This is a genomic window from Exiguobacterium sp. s141 (assembly GCF_018618085.1).
In the GTDB taxonomy this organism is placed as follows: Bacteria; Bacillota; Bacilli; order Exiguobacteriales; family Exiguobacteriaceae; genus Exiguobacterium; species Exiguobacterium mexicanum_A.
This window is the reverse complement of the sequence record NZ_JACSLJ010000001.1, coordinates 680,486-696,729: the sequence shown is the minus strand read 5'-3', so window position 1 is coordinate 696,729 and position 16,244 is coordinate 680,486. Positions and strand designations below refer to the sequence as shown.

At 52.8% G+C, this 16,244-nt stretch carries 18 protein-coding genes; 16 read left to right on the top strand and 2 right to left on the bottom strand.

Going from position 1 to position 16,244, the window contains the following annotated elements; translation table 11 throughout:
• Positions 1-4: 4 nt before the first annotated feature.
• The 6 genes from flgK to KNP74_RS03545 all read left to right on the top strand — a co-directional run bounded on the left by flgK (position 5) and on the right by KNP74_RS03545 (position 4,848).
• Positions 5-1,498 (top strand): flagellar hook-associated protein FlgK, encoded by a 1,494-nt coding sequence (gene flgK / locus KNP74_RS03570; protein WP_214763392.1) that lies wholly within the window; start codon positions 5-7, stop codon positions 1,496-1,498.
• 6 nt (positions 1,499-1,504) lie between these two features.
• Complete coding sequence (gene flgL / locus KNP74_RS03565; RefSeq protein WP_214763387.1) at positions 1,505-2,434, top strand: flagellar hook-associated protein FlgL; 930 nt, start codon at positions 1,505-1,507, stop codon at positions 2,432-2,434.
• 3 nt (positions 2,435-2,437) lie between these two features.
• Positions 2,438-3,013 (top strand): DUF6470 family protein, encoded by a 576-nt coding sequence (locus tag KNP74_RS03560; protein WP_214763382.1) that lies wholly within the window; start codon positions 2,438-2,440, stop codon positions 3,011-3,013.
• A 15-nt stretch (positions 3,014-3,028) separates the two neighbouring features.
• Positions 3,029-3,466, top strand: coding sequence for a flagellar assembly protein FliW (gene fliW, locus KNP74_RS03555; RefSeq protein WP_138859041.1), 438 nt, complete (start codon positions 3,029-3,031; stop codon positions 3,464-3,466).
• Positions 3,466-3,693, top strand: a complete 228-nt coding sequence (gene csrA, locus KNP74_RS03550) for a carbon storage regulator CsrA (protein ID WP_214763381.1) — start codon at positions 3,466-3,468, stop codon at positions 3,691-3,693. Before fliW ends, csrA begins: the two co-directional genes overlap by 1 nt.
• Before the next feature lie 99 nt (positions 3,694-3,792).
• Positions 3,793-4,848, top strand: coding sequence for a GGDEF domain-containing protein (locus KNP74_RS03545; RefSeq protein WP_251130070.1), 1,056 nt, complete (start codon positions 3,793-3,795; stop codon positions 4,846-4,848).
• A 31-nt stretch (positions 4,849-4,879) separates the two neighbouring features.
• Here the strand turns inward: KNP74_RS03545 and KNP74_RS03540 are convergent, their stop codons facing one another.
• Complete coding sequence (locus tag KNP74_RS03540; RefSeq protein ID WP_214707187.1) at positions 4,880-5,794, bottom strand: YitT family protein; 915 nt, start codon at positions 5,792-5,794, stop codon at positions 4,880-4,882.
• A gap of 162 nt (positions 5,795-5,956) precedes the next feature.
• On the opposite strand from KNP74_RS03540, the gene KNP74_RS03535 reads away from it, so the two are divergent.
• The 3 genes from KNP74_RS03535 to KNP74_RS03525 all read left to right on the top strand — a co-directional run bounded on the left by KNP74_RS03535 (position 5,957) and on the right by KNP74_RS03525 (position 8,165).
• Positions 5,957-6,817, top strand: a complete 861-nt coding sequence (locus KNP74_RS03535) for a YitT family protein (RefSeq protein ID WP_214763380.1) — start codon at positions 5,957-5,959, stop codon at positions 6,815-6,817.
• A 98-nt stretch (positions 6,818-6,915) separates the two neighbouring features.
• Positions 6,916-7,869, top strand: a complete 954-nt coding sequence (locus KNP74_RS03530) for a DMT family transporter (protein WP_214763378.1) — start codon at positions 6,916-6,918, stop codon at positions 7,867-7,869.
• A gap of 2 nt (positions 7,870-7,871) precedes the next feature.
• Entirely contained in the window at positions 7,872-8,165 is a 294-nt protein-coding gene (locus tag KNP74_RS03525) for a putative quinol monooxygenase (RefSeq protein WP_214763376.1), read from the top strand.
• A gap of 32 nt (positions 8,166-8,197) precedes the next feature.
• Here the strand turns inward: KNP74_RS03525 and KNP74_RS03520 are convergent, their stop codons facing one another.
• Positions 8,198-8,695: a hypothetical protein gene (locus KNP74_RS03520; RefSeq protein WP_021066568.1), complete on the bottom strand. Its 498-nt coding sequence runs from the start codon at positions 8,693-8,695 to the stop codon at positions 8,198-8,200.
• Positions 8,696-8,852: 157 nt separating this feature from the next.
• Here KNP74_RS03520 and KNP74_RS03515 point away from each other — a divergent pair, with 157 nt between their 5' ends.
• The 7 genes from KNP74_RS03515 to KNP74_RS03485 form a co-directional block, all read left to right on the top strand.
• Positions 8,853-9,338, top strand: a complete 486-nt coding sequence (locus tag KNP74_RS03515) for a hypothetical protein (RefSeq protein ID WP_214763374.1) — start codon at positions 8,853-8,855, stop codon at positions 9,336-9,338.
• A gap of 58 nt (positions 9,339-9,396) precedes the next feature.
• Positions 9,397-10,224, top strand: a complete 828-nt coding sequence (locus KNP74_RS03510) for a GNAT family N-acetyltransferase (protein WP_214763372.1) — start codon at positions 9,397-9,399, stop codon at positions 10,222-10,224.
• A 10-nt stretch (positions 10,225-10,234) separates the two neighbouring features.
• Entirely contained in the window at positions 10,235-10,558 is a 324-nt protein-coding gene (locus KNP74_RS03505; RefSeq protein WP_138859049.1) for a hypothetical protein, read from the top strand.
• A gap of 123 nt (positions 10,559-10,681) precedes the next feature.
• Positions 10,682-11,974, top strand: coding sequence for a methyl-accepting chemotaxis protein (locus tag KNP74_RS03500; protein WP_214763370.1), 1,293 nt, complete (start codon positions 10,682-10,684; stop codon positions 11,972-11,974).
• 99 nt (positions 11,975-12,073) lie between these two features.
• Positions 12,074-12,745, top strand: a complete 672-nt coding sequence (locus KNP74_RS03495; protein WP_371816311.1) for an EcsC family protein — start codon at positions 12,074-12,076, stop codon at positions 12,743-12,745.
• 322 nt (positions 12,746-13,067) lie between these two features.
• Positions 13,068-13,913 (top strand): flagellin N-terminal helical domain-containing protein, encoded by an 846-nt coding sequence (locus KNP74_RS03490; protein ID WP_214763369.1) that lies wholly within the window; start codon positions 13,068-13,070, stop codon positions 13,911-13,913.
• Between the two features lie 149 nt (positions 13,914-14,062).
• The coding region (locus KNP74_RS03485) for an Ig-like domain-containing protein (protein ID WP_214763368.1) at positions 14,063-16,244 on the top strand (2,182 nt) is incomplete at its 3' end.

The following is a 16,244-nucleotide window of genomic DNA, read 5'->3' as shown; positions in this document are numbered from 1 at the left end:
TTTAATGGGCTCAACATTTATGGGATTAGAGACGGCGCGTCGCAGTTTGACGACGCACCAGTGGGCGCTCCAGGCGACGGGGAACAACGTCGCCAACGCCTCGAACCCGGGTTACTCACGCCAGCGCCTATCGCTCGGCATGACCGAACAACTCAGCGTCAACTTCGGCGGAACGAAGGCCGGGCAGTTCGGGACGGGTGTCCGCGGGGAGACGCTCGCTCGGATCCGTGACTTGATGATCGACCAGCAATATCGTGACGAATCGGTCAAGAACGCCTACTACGCCACGAAAGAGGCGGCGTTCGGCCGGATGGAGGACATCGTCAATGAGCCGTCCGAGACGGGCCTCGCCAAATCGCTCGACTTGTTCTGGGCCTCGCTCCAAGACTTGTCGGTCAACCCGGACGACGCCGGCGCGCGGAGCGTCGTGCGCCAACGGGCGATGACGCTCGCGGAAACGTTCAACTACATGTCGTCCTCGCTCCAAAAAGTGCAGGTCGACTTGGCGTCCGAGGCGGACGTCGTCGTCAAGAAAGTGAACGACTTGATGACGAAGATCAGTGAGGTCAACCGTCAAATCGGTGACGCGGAGCCGCTCGGCGTGCTCCCGAACGAACTGTATGACGAGCGTGACCGCTACATGGACGAGCTTGCCCAATATATGGACTTCAAACGCGTCCCGGTCGACTATACGAACGGGGAATCGCGCGGGAACTCACAGAAAGTCGCGGAAGGGCGGATTGACATCGTCGTCACGATCGGTGGCGTCGACCATAAGCTCGTCGATGGGATCAACGGCACGGTCGGCTCGTTCGACGGTCTCGACATGACCGATGCGAGCGGAGCGGACGTGGCCCTCACGCATGCATCGATGCCAAACGGGAAATGGAAAGCGCTCGTCGAGATGTACGGTACGGACACACCCGAATCAGGCAGCGTGAACGGCGCGTATGCGACGATGTTGAAAGACTTGGACGAGATGGCCAGCCAGTTCGCCTCGGCCTTCAACACGGCCCACAGCAACAACATGGACGCCAAAGGCAACGCCGGGACGGCGAACTTCTTCGAAGGGACGGCGAGCGCCGCGACGATCAAAGTGAGCGACGCCGTCATGAACAACCTCGATTTGATCGCCGCGTCTCAAGACGGCAACATCGGGGACGGCAGCGGGGCACTTGCCTTGGCGAACTTGAAGTCGGCCACGCTCAGCTTCGACGGATCGGTCCAGACAGAGACGTCGATCGGGAAGTACTATCAGAACGTCATCGGGAACATGGCTGTCGCCGCCGACCAGAGCGGACGACTCGCGACCAGCACGTTCGCCCTCATGGCGAGCTCGGACCAGCGCCGCCAGGCAGTGAGCGCCGTCTCGCTCGACGAAGAGATGACGATGATGATTCAATATCAACACGCCTATAACGCGGCGGCCCGCAACATCACGGCCGTCGACGAGATGCTCGACAAAATCATCAACGGCATGGGTGTCGTAGGGAGGTAATGCTTGATGCGAGTCACACAGACGATGCTCACACAGACGAACTTGAAACACTTATCGAGCAGCTATAACAAGCTCGCCCAAGTGCAAGAACAGCTCATCAGCGGGAAACGGATTCAACGGGCCTCGGAAGACCCGGTCGTCGCCATGCAAGGCATGCGCTACCGGACCGAGGTGCGTGAGGTCGACCAATTCCGCCGCAACGTCAGCGAAGCGACGAGCTGGATGGACTTGACCGACTCGACGTTGAACGAAGTGACGGAGGCCGTCAAACGGATTCGCGAACTGACGACGCAGGCGGCGAACGACACGTACGAGTCGTCGCAACGTCAAATTATCCAAAGTGAGGTCAATCAGTTGATCGAACATATCGGCTCACTCGCGAACGCGAAGTCGGGGGAGAAATATATTTACAACGGCACGAAGACGGACCAACCACTCGTCGACATGGACGCCTTGAAGGCGTTCCTTGCCGACCCGAACGGGGACGTCAACAGCATCTATCCGGACGGAGCGCCGGCAGCGAGCGGGAAAGTCGCCTTTGAAGTGTCGAAAGGCATCACCGTCCAAGTGAACATGCAGCCGGAGACGGTGTTCGGCAGCGACGTGTTCGCCGGACTCCACGACCTCGTCTCGAAACTGGCCGACCCGAACACGACCGGTGAGGTTCTTTCGAACGAGCTCGTCGACCTCGACGTGATCGCCCAAAACTTGATCACGGAACGGGCCGAGCTCGGGGCGCGCGCCAATCGGCTAGAACTCGTCGACAACCGCCTGCAAGAACATGAGATCATCGCCAAGACGATTATGTCTGATAACGAAGACATCGACATCGAAAAAGTCATCATGGAGCTCAAGTCTCACGAGACGGTGCACCGGGCCGCGCTATCGGCCGGCGCCCGAATCATTCAACCGACGCTCCTCGACTTCCTCCGGTAAACGATGAACATCGCCCGGCTTGAGATGCGGCAGACGCAGGCCGCGATTCAAATCACGTCGAACCGGCCCCACCTCGAGATGAGGCAAGGCCGGGCCGATGTGTCGATGACGCAAGGCAAGGTCGAGATGACCCAACAGACGACAGGTGGTACGCTCGAGGTCGACTCGTCGGTCGCGCGCAGTGAAAGCAACTTGAAGGCGGCGCTCGAGCTCGGGCGCCATTTCGGTCAGCTCGGGGAACAGGCGGCCCGGGAAGCGATCTCGACTACGGCCCGGGACGGGGACCGGCTCATGCGCATCGAGAACGGCAACCCGATCGCCGCGATGGCTGCTGAGAAGACGAGCGCCCCGTACCCGGTCGTCGACATGGACTTCATGCCGAAATCGCTCGACCGCGTGAAGTTGACGTATACGCCGGCGGATGTCAAAATCGAGTGGAACCTGACGCCGGCACAGATTGATGTATCACTCACCCCGGCCGACATCTCGTTCACGCCATGGACGACGGACATCTCGCTCCGTCAGCAGGCGTCGCTCGAGATGTGGCCGGTCGGTGGCATGTATGATGAGACGCGTTGAAAGTGAGGACAACCCATGTTCATTGAGACAGACTATTTTGGCAAAATCGAAGTAAATGAAGAAGAGACGATCTCGTTCGTCAGCGAGATTCCCGGATTCCCGGACTCGAAGACGTTCACCCTCATCCCGTACGGCGACGAGCTCCCGTTTTGGTCGCTCCAGTCGCTCGAGGACCCGGCCTGCGCCTTCGTCGTGACGAACCCGTTCTGGCACAAGCCGGACTATGCGTTCGAATTGACCGACGGCGCGAAAGAGCAACTTGGCATCGATGAGGCGGAGCACGTCTCGGTATATGCCATCGTGACGCTCCGTGAGCCGTTCGACGCCTCGACGCTCAACTTGAAGGCCCCAATCGTCATCGAGACGAAAGAGCGCCGCGGGAAGCAAGTCATCTTGGATGACGTCTACCCGGCCCGGTTCCCGCTCGGCGGTCAGAAAGAAGAGGTGCGCTGATGCTCGTATTGAAACGAAAACAAGGCGAGGCGATCCATATCGGGGACGATGTGACGCTCACCGTGCTCGCCATCGAAGGCGACCAGGTCAAGCTCGGCATCGACGCCCCGCGCCATATCGACATCCATCGTCATGAGGTGTACGTCCAGATGCAGACCGAGAACGAATCGGCCCGCGACAGCGCCAACTTGATGAAACAGATGATGCAAAACAAGTCGGAAGCGTGAGCTTCCGGCTTTTTAGCTGTCCTAAAATTTGGATAGGGTGACATGCGTCACTTTTGTACGATAGGATAGGAGGAAAGAAATGGCGGGAGAGGACAAGGCTTGGGTCAAGTCATCAACATCTTTTTCATCAATGTCAGTATCATCTATCTCGTTTTATCACTGGCCCTGTATCTCATGCGCCAGCTGTTGCCGATTCAGGCAGGTTCTCCTTATGCGGTCCGCATCTGGTTTGGTCTCGCCATGGGGCTCGCGGCCGTACTGTTGACGGTCAACTCGTTTCAAGTCGGAGAGGCAAGAGTCGACCTCCGGATTATCCCGCTCGCGCTCTCAGGCGCCTATGCCGGACCGGTCGGAGTCGCCGTCACGATGGGGTTGACTCTTCTCAGTCGCTTCGGTCTCGACGGCATGACCGACCAATTCATCCGCTCGTTCGGCACGCTCGGCTTGTTCTTCGTGTTGTCGCTCGTGTTAAATCGACTGGTGATGCGACGCGGTCACTTGTATTCGGCCTATCTCGTGTTCGGGGCCGTGCTCGTCTTGTTTCGAATTGCTGGCAACGTCCCGATTCAGGCGTTCACGACCGTGTTCTTGCCGTATTTCGTCATGACGTTCCTCGGTGGCTGGATGTGTTACTGGGTCGCGAAACAGATTGAGACGCACCTGCGCATGTTCCGGCTGCACGCGCAGCGGGCGACGATTGACGAGCTGACGGGTCTCCCGAACCGCTATATGACGCTCGAACGTTTGAACGAGGTCGAGATGTCGGGTCTCCCTTGGGCGCTGTTCGTCATCGATGTCGACCGGTTCAAGCAGTTGAACGATACATATGGTCATCGAGCCGGTGACGCAGCGCTTCACCACATCGGTCAAACGTTACAGGCGAACTGTCCGCCGGACGGTTTCGTCGGGCGCTACGGCGGGGAAGAGTTTCTGATGGTGCTCGAGGATGCCGGTGACGTCCGGTTGATCGCGGACGATATCGTCAAGGTCATCCGCGACACCCCGTTCTCGTTTGAAGGGATGCACATCCCGATGACGGTTTCGCTCGGGGCATCGCTCGCCGGGGCCGAGCCGGGCACGGTCGTGTTCGAAAGGGCCGACGCCGCCCTTTACGCGGCGAAGACGAGCGGGCGCGATCAAGCAAAAATCGGATAAACAAAAAATCGGTCCCGGGGGGCCGATTTTTTTAGTGGATATTTTTCTTTTTGAACTGGCCGCCTCGGACGTCATGGATATTGCCGATGGCGAGGAACGCCTTCTCGTCATAGTCGTCGAGGATGTCTTTCAGTTTCGTCTCTTCAAGTCGGCTGATGACGGTGAAGACGACCTTCTTGCCGTCGCCGGTGTAGGCGCCTTCCCCGTGCAAATACGTCACACCCCGGCCGAGTCGGTCCATGATGGCTTGACCGACGTCATCGGGTGAGGTGGTGATGATCCACGCGGCCTTCGACTGATCGATTCCTTCGAGCACGATATCGATCGTCTTGAAGGCGATGAAATACGTGAGGAGCGAGTACATGGCCCGGTCCCAGCTGAAGATGAACCCGGCCATTCCGAGGATGAAGATGTTGAAGAACATGACGATCTCACCGACGGAGAACGGCAACCGGTCCGTGAACGATACGGCCAAAATCTCGGTCCCGTCGAGCGACCCACCGGCCCGGATGACGAGCCCGACCCCGGCGCCGAGCAAGAAGCCGCCGAACACGGTCGACAACAGCAAATCGTCAGTGAACGGCTCGACCGAATGGAGCAAGATCGTGAAGCCGGACATGAGCGTAATCGCCAACAACGTGACGACGGCGAACGTCTTCCCGATTTGGCGATAGCCGAAGAAGATGAACGGGATGTTGAACAAGACGAGCCAGATGGCGAGCTTCGTGTCGGTCAAATATGACGTGATGATCGAGACGCCGACGATGCCGCCGTCGATGATCTGGTTCGGGACGAGGAATGCCTCGAGCCCGACCGCGAAGATGAAGGCGCCGAGCAACAGGAGCAGCCCCTTGGCGAGAAGCTCGGTCGGTTTGATCGGGTTATGGACACGTTTCAAGCGGAGCACTTCCTCCGGAGTCGGGGAAGGCATCGGTGGACGCTGCATCGGGGGTCACTCCCTTTTTCTTTTTAGTATAGCAAAACTCACACGGGATGAAGCAGAAGCGGCAGACAATCTGACACAACTTTTTGTCGATATCGAATATGTTATTCTACTATTTTTTTATACTAGACTAGGAAAGTTAAAACAAAAAGGAGGACGTTACTCATGAAACGTGACAATCGAGCCTGGCTCATGGGCTTTCAAATCATCATGAACATCATCGGCGGGATGATCGCGGCGTACGGCCTCGAGTCGGTCTTGATCCCGAACAGCGTATCGGACGGGGGTATCACCGGGATCAGCATCGTCGTCTCCCAACTCACGGGTCTCCCGCTCGGCGTGTTCCTCGGGATTCTCAATATCCCGTTCGTCTATCTCGGCTATAAGCAGATCGGGAAGAGCTTCGCCATCCTGTCGGTCACCGGCATCGCCTCGCTGTCGGCCGGGACGCTCATCATGCACCGCGTCCCGACGATCATTGATGGGGACACGCTCCTCGTCACGGTCGTCGGCGGAATCATTCTCGGACTCGGGATGGGGCTATCGCTCCGCAACGGGGGCGCGCTCGATGGCATCGACATGCTGGCCGTCTTGTTATCACGGAAGTTGCCGTTCGGGACGAGCGACTTGATTCTCTTCTTGAACGTGTTCGTCTTCATCGTCGTCTCGACGGTGTTCGGCCTGCAAGGAGCGGTGCTGTCGGCCATCGCCTACTTCATCGCCTCGAAAGTGATTCATATCGTTGAGGAAGGACTGAGCGGTGCGAAGACGTTCAAGATCATCACGGGCGCGCCTGAGGTCATGGTCGAGACGATTCGCGACCGGCTCGGTCGGAGCGCGACGCTCAACCAGATTCAAGGTGCGTACTCAAAAGAGTGCTATTACGAGATCACGTGCGTCATCAACCGGCTCGAGGAGCGGAAGATGAAAGAAATCATCAACCAAGTCGACCCCGAGGCTTTCGTCGTCGTATACGAGGTGTCCGAGGTCAAAGGTGGGAATTTCCGAAAACGCGATATCCATTGAGACGAATCAAGCAGCCGGCGCTGCTTGATTTTTTTGGTGGAGGCAGGGAAATGCGGGACGGATAGGGAACAAGTGGGGATTCAGAAAGGAGAGACCGTATGCGTCCGCTGTTATTAGGTGTACTCGCCGCCTTGTTTTTCGCGAGCACGTTCGTCTTGAATGAATCGATGCAGGTCGGCGGAGGCAGTTGGGCGTATAGCGCCTCGCTCCGCTTCCTGTTCATGATCCCGCTGCTCATGGTCGTCGTGGCCGTCCGGGGTGGCATGACCCGGGTGCGCCACGCCATCGTCGACGAGCCGTGGCCGTGGCTTGTCTGGGGGACGGTCGGCTTCGGTCTGTTTTACGTCCCGATCTGTCTCGCCGCCGAGGTCGCCCCGCCTTGGCTCATCGCCGGCACGTGGCAAGTGACGATTATCGCCGGGGCGCTGTTGTCACCGCTGTTCCGTCGGAGTGACGGGACGCGGGAACGGATTCCGTGGAAGGCGCTCCGCTTCTCAGGACTCATTCTGTTCGGCGTCGTCTTAATGCAAGTCGAGTTCCTCGCCGACTTTGAGCCGCGCTTTTTGTGGATCGGGGTGGTGCCGGTGTTGATTGCCGCGTTCGCCTATCCGCTCGGTAACCGGAAGATGATGGCCCACACCGACCTCGACGTGTTCGAGCGCATCCTCGGCATGTGTATCGGTTCGCTCCCGGTCTGGCTCCTCTTGTTCGGCTACGCGCTGACGACGGGTGCGCCCTCGAGCTCGCAACTGACGCAGACGCTGCTCGTCGCCCTTTTATCGGGCGTCGTCGCGACAGTGCTCTTCTTCAAGGCGACCGACCTCGTCAAACACGATATGGGGAGACTGGCCACGGTCGAGGCGACTCAGGCGCTCGAGGTGCTGTTCGCGCTCATCGGCGAATTGATTTTCCTGCAAGCGTATCTGCCGTCGGAATTATCCCTCATCGGCATCTCGCTCGTCATGGTCGGGGTCGTGCTGCATAGTCGTAGCCAATTCAACGTAAAGGAGACTGTCGTACCAGTGACGAATCGATATGGGAAGGAGGGATGAACATGTCCTATGGATTGATTGGGAAACTGACCGCCGTACCAGGTGAGCGCGAGACGCTGCTCGCGATTTTGCTTGAGGCGGCGACGGCGATGGAACGAGAGCCGACGTGCGCGGCGTACCGGGTGAATGTCTCGCTTGATGACGAGTCGATCGTCGTCTATGAGGTGTGGGAAAGTATGGAAGCGCATCAACAATCGCTGTCGCTTGAGACGACACAGACGTTGATTGGGAAGGCAAAGCCGATTCTGGCCAATATCGAGCGCTTGGCGGTGTTCGAGCCGCGGGACGGTCATTAAAAAAATCCACGTCCGTGGACGTGGATGAAAGGTCATGCTTTCGTCAAGCTGCCTTTGACTTGCTCATAAAACTCGTCCATCATCCCAGTCCGGCTACCGAGCTGGCAGATGAGTTCGAGCGTCTCTTTATAGAACTTTTTGACGAGTCCCTTGTTTTTGATGTTGTCCATCGACGCCATCGTCTTGTCGAGGTTTTGGAGAATCTCTTCAATCTGGTCGTCCGAGTCCGGTTTCACGACCGTCATATTGTCCGGGATTTTGACGACTTTGTCTTGCTCCTGATGACGGAACGACGCGCCGAAGCCAAGGTTCTCGATGAACAAGTGCGGCATCACTTTCTGACCGAAGAACTGCTTATGCCATTCTGTCGCTTTCATCGTATCCATGTCCTGTTTGAACGTGGACGCTGTCGAGACGTACTTTCTGAACAAGTCGGTCATGAACTTCTCGATGACCGGGATTTGAAGGGCGAAGACGTTTTTTAAGAGCGCGTCGAGCTGTGCGCGTGACAATTGTTGTTCGTTTGACATATCAGTTCCTCTTTTCTATAATACGATATCTTCATCGTATGGGATTGATGGACGTGCGTCAACGCATCCTAAAACATTTTTTCAGAATATTTAGTGTACGCTCGATGAGATATGAGATAATCAAGTCATGACAGACTTCACAGAAGGAGTGGTTCAGATGAATAAAACAATGAAATGGGCGGTCGCGCTTGGCGTGACGGGTGCCCTCGTCGCAACGGTCGGTGTCGTCTCGTCCCGGGGACGGACTGACGATACGACGCAGACGATCCGTGACCGTGAGCTCGGTTATGAGATCATTCTCCCGTCGAAAATCGTCGAGGCGATTGAGCGTGGGGACGTCTATATCGAGAAGGCGCAGGACGTCGTCGATGTCGGCGATCAGAACAGCTACGGCACGTTCGACCTCTACTATAACGTCGAGGACGGCGACGACCAGTTGTTGTTCCATTTGGACTTGATTGACCGTGAACTATCGGAAGCGGCGTTCGCAGAGGAAGTCGGCTACGGCAACTACCTCGGTGCGAGCGACAAGACGTTCTTCTGGGTCGAACCGACCGAGGCCGTCCCGGGTGCCGAGGCGCACACGGACGAGATTGCCGAACTGCTCGAGACATTACCGGAGCTCGAGTTCCGTACGTTATGAGCCTGCCCGCTACGGCGGGCTTTTTCGATTATGCTACAATATGACGTGAGGTGATCACATGAATTGGACAGTAGAAGAAGTGAGACAAGCAGAACAGGTGGCGGCGCTCGAGGCAGCGGTCAATGCATTTGACAAGATTGACGTGAAACTCGGACATGTGGCGGTCGGTCAGAACGATTACGCCGTCTATGACAATGATGCGCTCGTCGGGTATATGGTACTTTTCCCATATCTCCCGAACGAGTATGAAGTGAATGCGCTCGTGCATCCGGACTACCGGAAGCAAGGTGTCTTCACGGCACTCTTTGAAACGGCGAAACAGGATGCGAAACAGAACGGTTGTGAGGCGTTCACGTTCGTCATCGATCGCAAATCGAAGGACGGCAAAGCGGTCATCGATCGTCTTGGCGCGGCGTATCAGTTCTCGGAATATAACTTGGTGCTCAAAAAAGCCGAGCTGTTCTTGAAGCCGGACGAGGTGTCGCTCCGCGAGGCGACGGACGCCGACCGTCCGCTTATCATCGAGACGCTCTCTGAAGCGTTCGGTGACCCGGTCGACGTGACGGAGAACATCTATCAACAGATCGACACACCGGACCGCGTGACGTACATCGGTGAAGTCGACGGTCGTCCGGTCGGAATCATCCGCGCGCTCCTATCGGGCGAAGATGCCGGCAGCATCCATGCGTTCGGCGTCAAGGCGGACGAGCAGGGCAAGGGCTACGGCACGAAGATGTTGAAGCAGATGGTCCAGCAACTGTTCCGCATGGGCCGGACGAAGCTTGAGCTCGACGTCGAGACGGAGAACAAGGCCGCGCTCGAGATTTACAAGCGGGCCGGGTTCGCAGAGAACGGCGGCTATGAGTTCTATCTATTAGAACTGTGAGGTGAGATAAATGGTTCGGAATTTGAAATGGCTCGGGGCCGCCTTTGAGGCGTTTCTCGGCATCCCAGCACTCGGTGGGCTGTTCATCATCAGCATGGGCTACACACCGCTCGGGTTCATGCTCGTGTTCCACATCGTCTTGCTCGTCGTGTCGCTGTCGCGGCTGAAACGAATTTCGGTCGGGGCACTCGTCGGGATTACGGCATCGGTGCTCGGGTTCATCCCGTTCCTCGGCATGATGCTACATTGGGCCGCCGCGATCGCCCTCGCAATCGACGCACTCATGACCCCGCGCGAACAGGTGCACATGACAAAAGAAGATGACCGTTTTTAATCAAGACGCTCTCGGTGACGAGGGCGTTTTTTCATTGACCAAAACTTCAACTGAAAACGCTATACAAAAGCTGGGGTTCGGACGATATAAAAGGTGATGAAGACATAAGAGGAGGAACTCATAGTGAAGCTATTCAAAAACTTTACGACCCAACTGCTCGCTTGGATTTTGGTCACATCCTTTATCACGGGCGGAGCGGTCGGCTGGATCACGCTTTTGCTGCTCACCGAGCTTGAGATGGAGAAAGGGCAGGTCATGCTCGTCGGGACGGCCGTGGCCTTGCTTATTTCAGGGATTGGTGGGGCCGTCATCTACTTAATCGCCCGTCGCCCGCTCAAGGCCATCGAATTGGCGTCGGAAAAGGCGGTCGAAGTCGGTAACGGCGACTTGACGGTCCTGTTCGCGGACGAGACGACGACAGACCGTTCAGAGATGGGCCGTCTGCTTCTCTCGATGGACAACATGGTCGGACACCTTCGTGAACAAGGGACGAACATGCGCTACACAGCGGACCAGCTCACCGGTTCGGCGCAAGAGATTGCGGCAGCGGTCCAAGAAGGCAATGTCGCCGGCGAGAACATCCGTCAAGCGATGGACGCCTTGAACAAGATGCTCGAGGACAACGTCAGCGCGACGTACAGCTCGATGGATCTGCTCGGGGCCGTCGCCCGGACGATGGAGAATATCCGTAACGAGATGGGCTCGGCTCTAAATTCAGCAAGTGAAATGCAACAAGAGGCCGAGAGCGGCAAAGGCCTCGCCTCGTCGTCGGTCGATGCGATGCATGCGATTGCCGGCAAGGTCGAGCAATCATCGACACTCAACAGCAAGTTGACAGAGATGACAGGCGAGATCTCGCGCATCACGGACGTCATCAGCGATATCTCAGCGCAGACGAACTTGCTCGCCTTGAACGCGTCGATTGAAGCGGCACGGGCTGGCGAACATGGACGCGGCTTCGCGGTCGTAGCGGCCGAGGTCAAGAAGCTCGCGGAACAGACGGCGAACTCGACGCAAGAGATCACCGATTTGATTGTCGACGTGAAACGTCTCGTCGGCGACACGTCGTCATCGATGGCGAACGTGAAAGCGGAAGTGGAGACGGGCGTCGGTCTCGTCGAAAAGGCAGGCGGCGCGTTCGCGTCAATCCACAACTCGGCGAACGAAGTGTACAGCCACGTCCATTCGGTCGATGCGCTCTTGGATGAGTCGCGCGGACAGATCGACTCGGTCGTCACGAACTCGGCCGGCATCGTCGGCATGGTCGAAGAGGCATCACGCTACGCGACGGAAGTCACGACAGCGGCAAGCCAACAGGCGGCGAGCCTTGGTGAAGTGAACGGCGCGATGACGGAGCTCGTCCGTGTCGCGGAGAGTTTGCAGAACGAGACGGAGCAAGTGAAAGTAGAAGTGTAAGGAGGAGCGGCCCAGCGATGGGTCGTTTTTCTGTAGACAACGATTTGACAGAGCGTTATGGCGTATACTGAGTGTATTCGTAATTGAGGGGTGACCAGGGTGGAGAAATTTAACGTCGGCAAGGTGAACGAATTAACCGTCGAGAAAATGAATGAATTACTCGATTGGACGTATGAGAAGTCGTTGAATGGTGTCCCGACGATGGACACGGCGTATGAACTGGCGGAGGAATATACGCGGAAGTATGGCGTTGAAAAAGGGATCGATCGCTTGATCACGACGCAGTTAGCCGCATGCGGGACGAGCGGTTTCTTGGCAGGAGTGAGCGGCCTGATTTTGATGCCGGTCGCAATTCCGGCGAATGTCGGATCGGTACTTTATATTCAAATGCGTATGATTGCAGCGATTGCCGTCATGCGAGGATACGACTTGAAGGATGATCAAATTCGGACGTTCGTCTATATTGCATTGACTGGAAAGGCAGCCGGCGAAGTAGTTAGGAAAGCCGGCGTTCAGGTCGGACAGAAACTGACCGTCAATATGATTAAGAAGATTCCAGCGGCGACCGTTCGGAAGATTAATCAAAAAGTTGGATTTAAGTTGGTAACGAAGTTTGGGAGCACCGGTGTGGTCAATCTAGGGAAGATGGTTCCGCTAGTCGGAGGTGTCATCGGGGGCGCGTATGATGCGACAACGACGAAGGTGATTGCTAAGGCGGCGAAAGAACTGTTTGAAGAGCTGACCCCTGAAGTGGTAACTATAACTGAATAATGAGAGTAGAGCGTATGCGTAAGCATGCGTTTTTTTTGTGTGTGATTGAGGAGTGTGTGAAAGGGGACATTAATAAGTCTCGGACAGTGTCGGGACTAAAAGGTGGAGATTCCTTTTTGTACACGGAATGAGAAGAAGTACACAGTTTGAGAATAAATTTTGCAAAAACACTAAACAGATTCGCAATGACTCCGATATAGAGTATGGAAACGCAAAAACGTTACCAACTAATACAAGGTGAGGGGCCGGCCTAAGCCTTGTATGCTCGGACAAATGGATTTGGAAGAGCGGAAAAAACTCAAACCTATGGAGGGAAATTACAATGATTATTAACCACAACCTTAACTCGATGAACGCACACCGTAACATGTCATTTAACACAGCACAAACTGGTAAAGCGATGGAGAAATTATCTTCAGGTCTTCGCATCAACCGTGCTGGTGACGATGCTGCAGGTCTTGCAATCTCTGAAAAAATGCGCGGACAAATTCGCGGTCTTGATATGGCTTCGAAAAACGCACAAGATGGTATCTCAATGATTCAAACAGCTGAAGGTGCATTGAACGAGACTCACTCAATTCTTCAACGCATGCGCGAACTTGCTGTTCAAGCATCAAACGACACTAACGTAGCTGTAGATCGTGGTGCAATCGGCGACGAATTGGCTGAGCTTGGAAAAGAAATCACACGCATTAAAGGCAATACAGAGTTCAACGAACAAAAATTACTTGATGCTTCTGCTGGAGACGGTGCAGGCCTTGTAACGTTCCAAGTAGGCGCAAACAATGGTCAAACAATGAGCGTTGACTTTGCAACTATGGGTATCAACTTGACAGATGTTGAAACAAACGTAGGTGCCTTGACTGCTACTGACGTAGCAGACTCAGCGACTGCTACTGCATTAATCGAAACAATTTCTACTGAAATCGAGTCTGTTTCTAAAGGTCGTTCACTCCTAGGGGCTACTCAAAACCGTCTTGAGCATACAATCAACAACTTGAACGTTGGCGCAGAAAACCTTCAAGCTGCTGAATCACGTATCCGTGATGTAGACATGGCTAAAGAGATGATGAACTTCACAAAGAACAACATCCTTAACCAAGCTGCTCAAGCAATGATGAGCCAATCTAATCAGCAACCCCAAGCAGTACTTCAACTCTTACGTTAATTTAAAAACTTATTTATTAAGCAAAAAGTCACTATTTCTTTTTAGAAATAGTGACTTTTTGCTTAATTTTTTTTATTCCCATCCGATACTACTAATGGAATATAATTCATTATTTAATTTAAAAAATACAAATTAAGGATTGTGATACTATGAATGTACAAATTAAGAAGACTATAACATTATTAGTGATTTTCATGATGGTGTTTATTCCAATAGTTCAGGCAATGGATATTATTATTGAAGATCCCAAACCTGATACTACGGCCCCCACTTTAGTTGCTGTAGAAATTAATGAAGCCACAGTTACTCCAACGCAGTCTCAGAAATTTAGAATCGAAACCACAGATGACTTATCTGGTGTAAAAACAGTCGCAGCAGTTTTTAGACATGATTCAGGGGTAACCAAATATGTATCTCTTCAGAAAAAAGAAGGAGATTTCTTTGAAGGTTTATTTTCGGTAGATCGTTACGAAAAAGTGGGAAATTGGAAGTTGAATACTGTTGAACTAACAGATAACAAAAATAACAGAACTACATACTATTCGAACGATTCAAATTATTCTAAGACGTTTGACTTTTCAAAAAATGTTTTTGTAGTATCAGGGACTGAGATACGACCACCGGTTGTACGTCCAGACGATTTTGAAGCGCCCACATTATCCACAATCAATGTAAATACTGAGACAGGAGACTTTTTAGTTTCTCCTACAATGCCGTTATCAGTAAAAGTAGAAGCGACAGATAATATGCTGGGAGTGGATCGGGTATATGTAAGCTTTACAACTCCAAGAGGAACTAGCACTACATCATATCTAACATACAAAGCTGCCACCAATTCATTTGAAGGCTCTTTTTATCCAAATCAATTTGAAGAGTTAGGAACTTGGAGAATCTCTTCTGTATATTTAAGTGATGGATGGAATGCAAAAACGGTTTATAATTCATTGTTTTACCCAACTGCCACTGAAAAAATTGATATGGAAGTCGATAGTTTTAAAGTGATCAACACGACTCCCGATTTTTCACCTCCAACGTTGGATGGTTTAGAAAGGTCTCTCACCCAGGTCTCTTCAAAGATGGCTATCTACAAGTTAATAGCTACTGTCAATGATAATTTATCTGGAGTGTATTCAGTAAGTGCAACATATTTAAAACCCGATAATTCAAGTTTTAATCTCCAATTCAGTAGACTAAGTGACGGAAGGTATTACGCGGAAATCCCGATTGATCAGTATGACCAGTTAGGTAAATGGACAATGCGTTCGATGACATTAAGAGATGCGAAGTTCAACGATATTACTATATATAATTCTGAATTGAATACGTATGCGAGCAATAAGAGAGACTTTAGCCCCTATAACTTTACTGTTAGAGGATTAATTTCATTAGAACCAGTAGTTCCTTTTGGAATTGATTCTAATTACTCACAAATTGAAATTAACCCAGGTGGGACTCAAGCGCTCACGACGTATCTAAATTATTCAGATGGAAGTAAAATTGATGTTAGTGCAACGAAAACTGGCACCATATATTCTACAAATACAGAAAAACTAAGTGTTGATGAAACCGGAGTAATTACTGCAAGCACGGACCTCGCTCCAGGAGAATACTTTATTGACGTGAAATATGGTGCCTTCTATAAACGAATTAAAGTTTTAGTGCCTGGAGAATACGAAAAGGGAAATCAGCTGATAGTATCTCCATCAAATTTGTCACTTTCTAAAGGGGCGTCTCACCAGCTTAATGTCTCAGCTGAAATCAATGGTAACTTATATGATATTAGTGGTTCTGGTAACGGTGTTACGTACGTCAATGAATACCCCCAATTAATATCTATTGATTCTAACGGACTAATTAAGAATTTAACTGATGCTGTTTTAAAAACTAAAATTGCAGTACGATACAAAGACTTGACGGCTTCGATCGAAATAAATTTAACTGGTACACCTTCAATAGAAAAAATAGTAAGTTCCCCCTCAGAAGTCGAATTATTCAAAGGTGGAAATATTCAACTTAATAGTCGAGCGTTGTTTTCAGACGGTTCGTCAGAAAACATATCTAGTTCTTTGAACACTACTTATACCAGTTCTTTAACCAGTAGAGTGACTGTTAGTGGAACGGGACTTGTTACAGTTCCATTAGATGCATCGTATGGATATGCTACAGTTACAGTAAAAAATGGTTCTAATTTTTCAAAAGTTTTAGTAAAAGTGATTGAAGATTTAAGTAATGTCATGTCTGGAATTGAGGTAGTTGGTCCAGACTTTACAATGTATCGTGAAGATAGTTATCAACTAGAGGTAAATGGTATCTATCCGACGGGTCAACGAG

Bases quoted from the DNA above. Each gene is read 5' to 3' on its own strand.
- KNP74_RS03525 (WP_214763376.1), top strand. From the start codon at position 7,872: ATGTCCTATGGATTGATTGGGAAACTGACCGCCGTACCAGGTGAGCGC.
- csrA (WP_214763381.1), top strand. From the start codon at position 3,466: ATGCTCGTATTGAAACGAAAACAAGGCGAGGCGATCCATATCGGGGAC.
- KNP74_RS03530 (WP_214763378.1), top strand. From the start codon at position 6,916: ATGCGTCCGCTGTTATTAGGTGTACTCGCCGCCTTGTTTTTCGCGAGC.
- KNP74_RS03490 (WP_214763369.1), top strand. From the start codon at position 13,068: ATGATTATTAACCACAACCTTAACTCGATGAACGCACACCGTAACATG.
- KNP74_RS03510 (WP_214763372.1), top strand. From the start codon at position 9,397: ATGAATTGGACAGTAGAAGAAGTGAGACAAGCAGAACAGGTGGCGGCG.
- flgL (WP_214763387.1), top strand. From the start codon at position 1,505: ATGCGAGTCACACAGACGATGCTCACACAGACGAACTTGAAACACTTA.
- KNP74_RS03560 (WP_214763382.1), top strand. From the start codon at position 2,438: ATGAACATCGCCCGGCTTGAGATGCGGCAGACGCAGGCCGCGATTCAA.
- KNP74_RS03540 (WP_214707187.1), bottom strand. From the start codon at position 5,794: ATGCAGCGTCCACCGATGCCTTCCCCGACTCCGGAGGAAGTGCTCCGC.
- KNP74_RS03535 (WP_214763380.1), top strand. From the start codon at position 5,957: ATGAAACGTGACAATCGAGCCTGGCTCATGGGCTTTCAAATCATCATG.
- KNP74_RS03505 (WP_138859049.1), top strand. From the start codon at position 10,235: ATGGTTCGGAATTTGAAATGGCTCGGGGCCGCCTTTGAGGCGTTTCTC.
- KNP74_RS03520 (WP_021066568.1), bottom strand. From the start codon at position 8,695: ATGTCAAACGAACAACAATTGTCACGCGCACAGCTCGACGCGCTCTTA.
- fliW (WP_138859041.1), top strand. From the start codon at position 3,029: ATGTTCATTGAGACAGACTATTTTGGCAAAATCGAAGTAAATGAAGAA.
- KNP74_RS03515 (WP_214763374.1), top strand. From the start codon at position 8,853: ATGAATAAAACAATGAAATGGGCGGTCGCGCTTGGCGTGACGGGTGCC.
- flgK (WP_214763392.1), top strand. From the start codon at position 5: ATGGGCTCAACATTTATGGGATTAGAGACGGCGCGTCGCAGTTTGACG.